The organism is Anabaena sp. UHCC 0451, from assembly GCF_034931405.1.
Classification (GTDB): domain Bacteria; phylum Cyanobacteriota; class Cyanobacteriia; order Cyanobacteriales; family Nostocaceae; genus RDYJ01.
This window is the reverse complement of the sequence record NZ_JAYGHA010000067.1, coordinates 1-6,665: the sequence shown is the minus strand read 5'-3', so window position 1 is coordinate 6,665 and position 6,665 is coordinate 1. Positions and strand designations below refer to the sequence as shown.

At 38.2% G+C, this 6,665-nt stretch carries 6 protein-coding genes; 4 read left to right on the top strand and 2 right to left on the bottom strand.

Translation table 11 applies throughout. From position 1 onward, the window contains the following. Together VB694_RS25105 and VB694_RS25100 are read left to right on the top strand one after the other, a co-directional pair. On the top strand, positions 1–486 hold a 486-nt coding region (locus tag VB694_RS25105; RefSeq protein ID WP_323363044.1), incomplete at its 5' end, for a ParA family protein. 110 nt (positions 487–596) lie between these two features. After that, positions 597–1,748, top strand: a complete 1,152-nt coding sequence (locus tag VB694_RS25100; RefSeq protein WP_323363043.1) for a ParB/RepB/Spo0J family partition protein — start codon at positions 597–599, stop codon at positions 1,746–1,748. Positions 1,749–1,851: 103 nt separating this feature from the next. On the opposite strand, the gene VB694_RS25095 is transcribed toward VB694_RS25100, so the two are convergent. Next, entirely contained in the window at positions 1,852–2,187 is a 336-nt protein-coding gene (locus tag VB694_RS25095; RefSeq protein ID WP_323363042.1) for a hypothetical protein, read from the bottom strand. A gap of 29 nt (positions 2,188–2,216) precedes the next feature. Between VB694_RS25095 and VB694_RS25090 the strand changes: the two genes are divergently transcribed. Then, positions 2,217–3,905, top strand: a complete 1,689-nt coding sequence (locus tag VB694_RS25090) for an IS66 family transposase (protein WP_323363041.1) — start codon at positions 2,217–2,219, stop codon at positions 3,903–3,905. Between the two features lie 91 nt (positions 3,906–3,996). On the opposite strand, the gene VB694_RS25085 is transcribed toward VB694_RS25090, so the two are convergent. After that, positions 3,997–4,425: a helix-turn-helix domain-containing protein gene (locus VB694_RS25085; protein WP_015364282.1), complete on the bottom strand. Its 429-nt coding sequence runs from the start codon at positions 4,423–4,425 to the stop codon at positions 3,997–3,999. Between the two features lie 1,012 nt (positions 4,426–5,437). On the opposite strand from VB694_RS25085, the gene VB694_RS25080 reads away from it, so the two are divergent. Further along, a complete protein-coding gene (locus VB694_RS25080) occupies positions 5,438–6,607 on the top strand; it encodes a hypothetical protein (protein WP_323363040.1) in 1,170 nt (389 codons plus the stop codon). Positions 6,608–6,665 lie beyond the last annotated feature (58 nt).

Genomic DNA, 6,665 nt, shown 5'->3' with positions numbered 1-6,665 from the left:
TTATTAGGCGATCGCTTAACTGACTATCCTCTAGAACATGATTTGATGATCTTTGATTGTCCAGCTACCCTGGGTCCATTACCTTTAATGGCACTAGCAGCCAGTACACACATAATTATCCCTGTCCAGCTAGAGCCAAAATCAATTCAAGGAGCGGCTCATTTACTGGAATGGTATTACTACCATTGCAAGCATTTACGCTTAAAACCCACACCAGAAATTCTCGGCTTTGTTCCCAACCAATACGATGCTCGACGTGCCGCCCATAGACAAATGTTGGCTGCTTTACCATCTCAATTAGAGCAGATGAATATCCATGCTTTTTCAGAAATTCGGGATAGTGCTGAATTTGTTAACGCCAGTGGACAAGGATTACCATTAGCTATTCACCGTCCTAGTCATCAAGCAAAGGATGACTTTAAAGAAATTGCTTCAAAATTAGCCACTTTAATTGGCAGCAAAAGTAAAGAAAGCGTCAAAGTTTAACTAATCTGTCACACCCAAAAGTTGTACCTTTTTGATTTTGGCTACAAGTTTTAAATCCTCTCCCCTGCTCAATCATTGTCTCAATGTGCAAATTAAATCTGTGCTAACTTATGACCACCCGCAAATCTCCTGACCTCACCAACTATTTTTCAGGCGCAAAGCAATCCCAACAATTATCAGAAGCTGAGGCAGAAATTCAACGCCTAAAAGCCGAAATAGAAGAACTTCGCTCTCAAGGATCAAGTGAGTTAGAAACTCAGCTACAAACTCTCAGGGCGCAACTTCAGTCACAATCAGGCATCCAATCTATTTCTTTAGAAAAAATTCAAGCCAACCCAGAGCAACCGAGACAAACATTTTTATCAGAAAGTATTGAGTCTATGTCTCGTTCTCTGGTATCAGATGGACAACTAGAACCAATTATTTTAATTCAACGGGAACACTTAGTTATCTTTGATGGTGAACGACGTTGGCGCAGTGCTAAAAACTTGGGTTGGGAAAATCTGCAAGCTGTGATTATTCCTGAACCTGATGCTTTGCATCGTAAAGCTTTAATTACTTCTTTACATCGGGAAGACCTCAATCCTCTGGATAAAGCTGAAGCCATTGTGCGGGAGTTGGCAATTAATACTGGTTTAGAACCTCAAGATATTCCCCGTATTCTCTCAACAGTAGTGCGACGGTTGAATGCACAAAAACGAATGAATTCTGTTGTTGGACTGATTACGGTAACACCGGAAGAGCAACAACAAGGTTTAGCTATTTTGGACTTAGATGAACGAGAAGCGGCAATTTTCACTGTACTTTTAGATTTACAACTCAATCCCGCTTCTATTGATGCTAATATTTTTCCGATGCTTACTTTAGCGGAAGACTTGAAAGCTGCAATTAGGTCTTCTGGTCTTAAAGGTGTTCATGCCATAGCGTTACAAAAACTGTCAGCGAAAAATTTGGGAGTACCAGAATCAGAGGCAGAAGAAATTAGAACCCATATCACCCAAAAGGTGTTAGCAGAAAAATTATCTGTGCAAAAAACACGGCAATTAGTAACTGAAGCGATCGCTTCACAAAGTACCGACGCTGAAAAAATCGAAAAACAAGTTAAACCAATGACTACGGCAACACGCTCTTTGTATAAAGTTTCTGGGGACGCGCTGAAGAAAGTTGAGGTTTCTCAATTAATGGAGTTTCAGGAAGTCCTTCGCAAGAAACTAGCAGAGATTGAAGAAGTAATCCAGGAAAAAATCGAACCCCATAACTGAATCAGTTAGCCTATAAAATAGCCAGTTTGATCACGGTTGACCCCTATATAGCTATATTGTATCATAAAATATTTTTGTAGGAGGTCTATTACTTACTACTTATTCATCTGTCATTGCAGAAATTCTGCTCTTCTTGAACATTAGAGTTATTCATTAAATAATCATGTAACCAACTACAACCACGTACTACCAAGTCATTTAAATTGAAGTTCCATAAAATTACTCCTTTATTACTGGCAGCAGCAAGTATTTGAGTATCAGGACTAAAGCTAATACTGGAAACTTTATTACTTCGTTTTTCTAAAGTTGTAAGTAGTTGACCATCACGATTCCAAAGTTTGATTGTGCCATCCCAATCAGCAGAAGCAATCATTTGCCCATCAAGGCTAAAAGGTATCCGCTCAATAAGTAGGGGTAGGAGAGAAAAAAAGGTAAGCAAGGGACACAGAATATAATAGAATATGACACATGACGCAAAAACTAGATTCGAGTAAGAAATCAGGAGAGGAGATACTGCAAACCATCGAGCCAAAAGGGATTGCAGACGAATCAATGCGTCGGACAGTAGAAATATTACTGAACTTAATAGAACAATTACAAGCAGAAGTTAAAGAATTACGAGCAGAAAATCAACAGTTAAAAGACGAAAACAACCGTCTCAAAGGAGAACAAGGTAAGCCAGACATCAAAGCCAACAAGAAAGGGTTTACCAACAATCAGTCATCAGAGAAAGAGCGAAAAACTCCAAAAAAGCACAGCAAAGGCAGTAAGAACGAGACTATTAAAATAGATAGAGAAGAAATAGTAAAGTACCCCCAAGACAAACTGCCAGCAGACGCAGAGTTTAAAGGGTATCAAGAAGTAATCATCCAAGACATCATCCTGGAAACAGACAACGTACTATTTCGGAAAGAGAAATACTACTCACCGTCAGCAGGAAAAACCTATTTAGCCGAACTACCTTGTGGTTATGAAGGAGAATTCGGACTTGGAATAAAAGCTTTAGTGATTAGCCTATACTACGGGGGGAACATGACCCAAGGTAAATTATTAGAGTTTTTAGAAGATATTGGCATATCCATCTCAGCCGGATATTTATCGAACTTACTGATTAAAAACCAGACTGAATTTGAAACCGAGAAAAGTGAAATATATGCGTCGGGACTAGAGAGTAGTCCTTGGCAACACTTTGACCAAACTGGTGCGCGGGTGGGTGGAGTGAATTACACCACTAATGTAGTGTGCAACCCTTTATATACAATCTACCTGACCACTGCCTCCAAAGATAGACTAAGTGTGGTGAGAGTCTTGCAAAACGAACGGGAACTGGAGTTAATCCTGAATCAACTTACTTATGATTTGTTGGAGGCTTTCCAAATACCAACAAAATGGAAAACCGCACTCAAATTATTACCGCAAGAAACTGTGTTCACTGAGGCAGAGTTTAATGCCCTACTTGATACATATCTATCTAAACTGGGTTCTCAGCAAAGGACTCGGATTACAGAAGCAGCAGCCATTGCTTTCTATCATCAACAAACTGATTGGCCAGTGGTAGAAACTTTAGTTTGTGATGATGCTCCTCAGTTCAAGCTCCTGACTGATAGTATAGCTTTGTGCTGGGTGCATGAAGGACGACATTACAAGAAATTGACTCCTTATGTTGCTTGTCATCAAAAGGCTCTTGATGACTTCTTGGATGATTTCTGGGATTACTACCGAGACTTGCTGGCTTACAAAGATGCACCCAGTCAGCAAACGGCTGAAAAACTCCGGTCTGAGTTTTGGAAACTTTTTGATACTAAAAGTGGTTATCAACAATTAGATGAACGAAAACGATTAACTTTGCTCAAAAGTTCAGAGTTGCTTTTAGTATTGGAGCATCCTGAATTGCCTTTGCACAATAATCCGGCGGAGTTAGCTGCCAGGACGATGGTGCAGCGCCGTAATATTAGTTATGCCACTCAAACTCTTGAAGGGACTCAGGCTTGGGATACTTTTATGTCTCTTGTTGCTACTACTCGTAAGTTAGGAATCAGCTTTTTTGAGTATGTGCGTGACCGCATTTCTCAACTTGGCAATATTCCCTCTTTGGCAACTATTATTCGTGAACAATCTTCTCTAAATTCTTTTGGTTACTCATGGATGCCTGAATAACTCTCTCCCCCAAATTATTGAGGGGATACCTTTTTTATATCTTTTGGTAGTGGTACAATTAACAGCACAAGCTATACTATTAATAATTAGCTTATGCTCTTATAGCTGGTTTGCTACTTTCTGCTAAAAATTTTACACTTGTGTTGATTATATCAGCAATATCTACTGGATCTAGGGTATAAATTCGTGCCATGACTTCCTTCTTAATTTGTTCAACAGGATATTTATTGCTGGTTGTAACAGTATTTAATGAGTTTTTGTCCAAATCAAAATTTTGAAGGTAAGTAGATAGAGATATATAACCTTCTAAGTATTGTTCCAGAGTTTCACTATCACCACCACTCAATTTTGCTAAACGCAAGAAATTTTTAGAGTCAGTTTCGGGAATGGCTTTACCTTTCAACCATCTATATACAGTTGAAAAATCAACACCGATTTCTACAGATAAAGTTGTTTGAGTCCAGCCTTCTTTTAATAAATGTTCAATTAACTCGACCAATCGTTTATGACGTTTTTGCATAGTAGAAAACCTGGTTCTACCAGTTATAAAATTTACTTTTGCTTTTTCAACAAGTACAACAGTTAATTTTTATCGCACGTTTTACTTACTTAATTGATAGGATTGGCGAAGACAAATAATGTTCTAATCAAACAGGTAACAGGTAAATCATTATAAGAACACGATATGTTTCATTCATCCCTAACAGGTGTTGTAAGTAAATAAGCGATAAAAAATATGACAAACCTAACCCTCCGACTCCTTGAAAAGGAAGTGAAAGCTCCTTATATCACAAGATAAAGGTTTGAAGAGAGGTTTTTTATTAAATTGTGCCTAACTACTCAATTCTAGTTGGGCTGTTCCTAAGAAATACATTTTATCACCCTTATTAGGTAAGAAGTTAAAATTTTGTATTAGCTCAATAATTAGGGAAGAACTACCGTATCGGTAACGATTTTGCGTCTTTTGAGGTTTTTCTTGAGCTATTTACCCATTAGCTCGCTCTCTTCACCTATCTTCAACAATAAATCAAGGGGTTCAACAATTTTAGAGGGGGGAGTGAACAATCATTTTTGCCCTAAATTATTGAGCAATTACGAAATTTTCCATACTTTACGTACTTATCCCTCTTCGGTCAAAGTAGGGTAAAACCTTAATTCTTCGTTGGCTAAAATAACGCAACTTCATTAATTTATCTAATGTTGATAAAAGAGGATTATGGCAGTGTGCGATTGAGTGAATAAAGACAAAGCCTTTCTCAGTAAATATTATAGTATATATAAGCATATTTTATAAAACTCCAGTCCGCTATATGAAAACTTGAACTGCATCGAATAGAAATGGTTATTGCATCTGTTTTAGTGGGAGACCTAGTGCCACCTTAGTCAACATCAATTGTTAAGAAATTATAAATTTAGATGCAACTTATATTGCGCTGTGCAAGATTATTAATATTGCAGGGGGCAAGTAACAAAATCTACTTGAGAAAGCATCTATCAATAAACAAGGTGTCATCACTCTCAAATCTAAAGTTATGACGTACACAACAGACTTAAATCGAGTCTCTATGAATGGAGGAGAGAACCAAGCAGGGTTATCTTCTAATTCTACCACTTTTTTGGATACACAAAATCTTACTGTTGCCGAAGATATTGAGCCAATAGGGTTAGAGACGAACTCTGAACAAAATCAGGCAGCTAATCAATACCTATCAAACAGCGCGGATCATCTGAATGAAGGTGATAGCCTGCGTGGCGAAGCCATAACAGTCGAACTAGGTAGATTAGAGGACAGAATTGAAAAGGGTTTAAGAGCTTTTTGGGACATCGGACAATCTTTGGGTCAAATTCGAGATAAACAGCTTTATCGGCAAAGTTACAAAACCTTTGATGAATATTGCCTGAACCGTTGGGAAATGTCCCGACGGTCTGCTTATCGCTTGATACAAGCTGCATTGGTTTATGAAAATGTGACCCGTGGATCACAAAGTTTTGTAAATGTGATCCATGGATCACAAAATCCTGAAACTATAACTTGTGGATCACAAAGTTTTGTAAATGTGACCCATGGATCACAAAATCAAATTCTGCCTACGAACGAACGCCAAATCAGACCTTTAGTAACACTACCCCCAGAAAAACAACGCGAAGCTTGGGCTAAAGCAGTTTCTACAGCCCCCAATGGAAAAGTTACAGCTGATCATGTTGCCCAAGTAGCCAGAGAGTACCATCGTGAGAACTCAGCAAATAAATCTAGGCAAAAGCACTCTTTTGAGCAACAACAGCAATCAACTGATAATTCTGAGCAATCATTAAACCGTAGTTGCTGGAATTGCCGTCATTCTAGTCAAGAGTTGATAAAAGATGATCACCAAAGTTTTTATTGCGATCGCTTAGGTAAGTTAAGTTTTGTTGAGAAAGATGGCAACCAACGGGGTGCAGAATGTGAATACTGGACTTATCGCTTTGGAGAATCATCTGAAGTCAGAAATAATTTAGTCCCGTTACGAGAAACTTTTAACCTCACTTTACAACTGCCAGCACACTTACAACCATTAATACAAGATGCTGCTAAAAAGTCAGATTTAGCAGTGATGGAATGGGTAGCAAAACTTGTGGAAGAGGCAATTTCCAAAAAGAATGATACTCAAAATAGAGATATTCACCAAAATTTTATAGACATTACAGTTTCAGAAGTTGCCTGATATTCAGGAATTTTAAGCCAAAAGAAACTATCTGGGGTAGATAGAACTGGCAATAAAA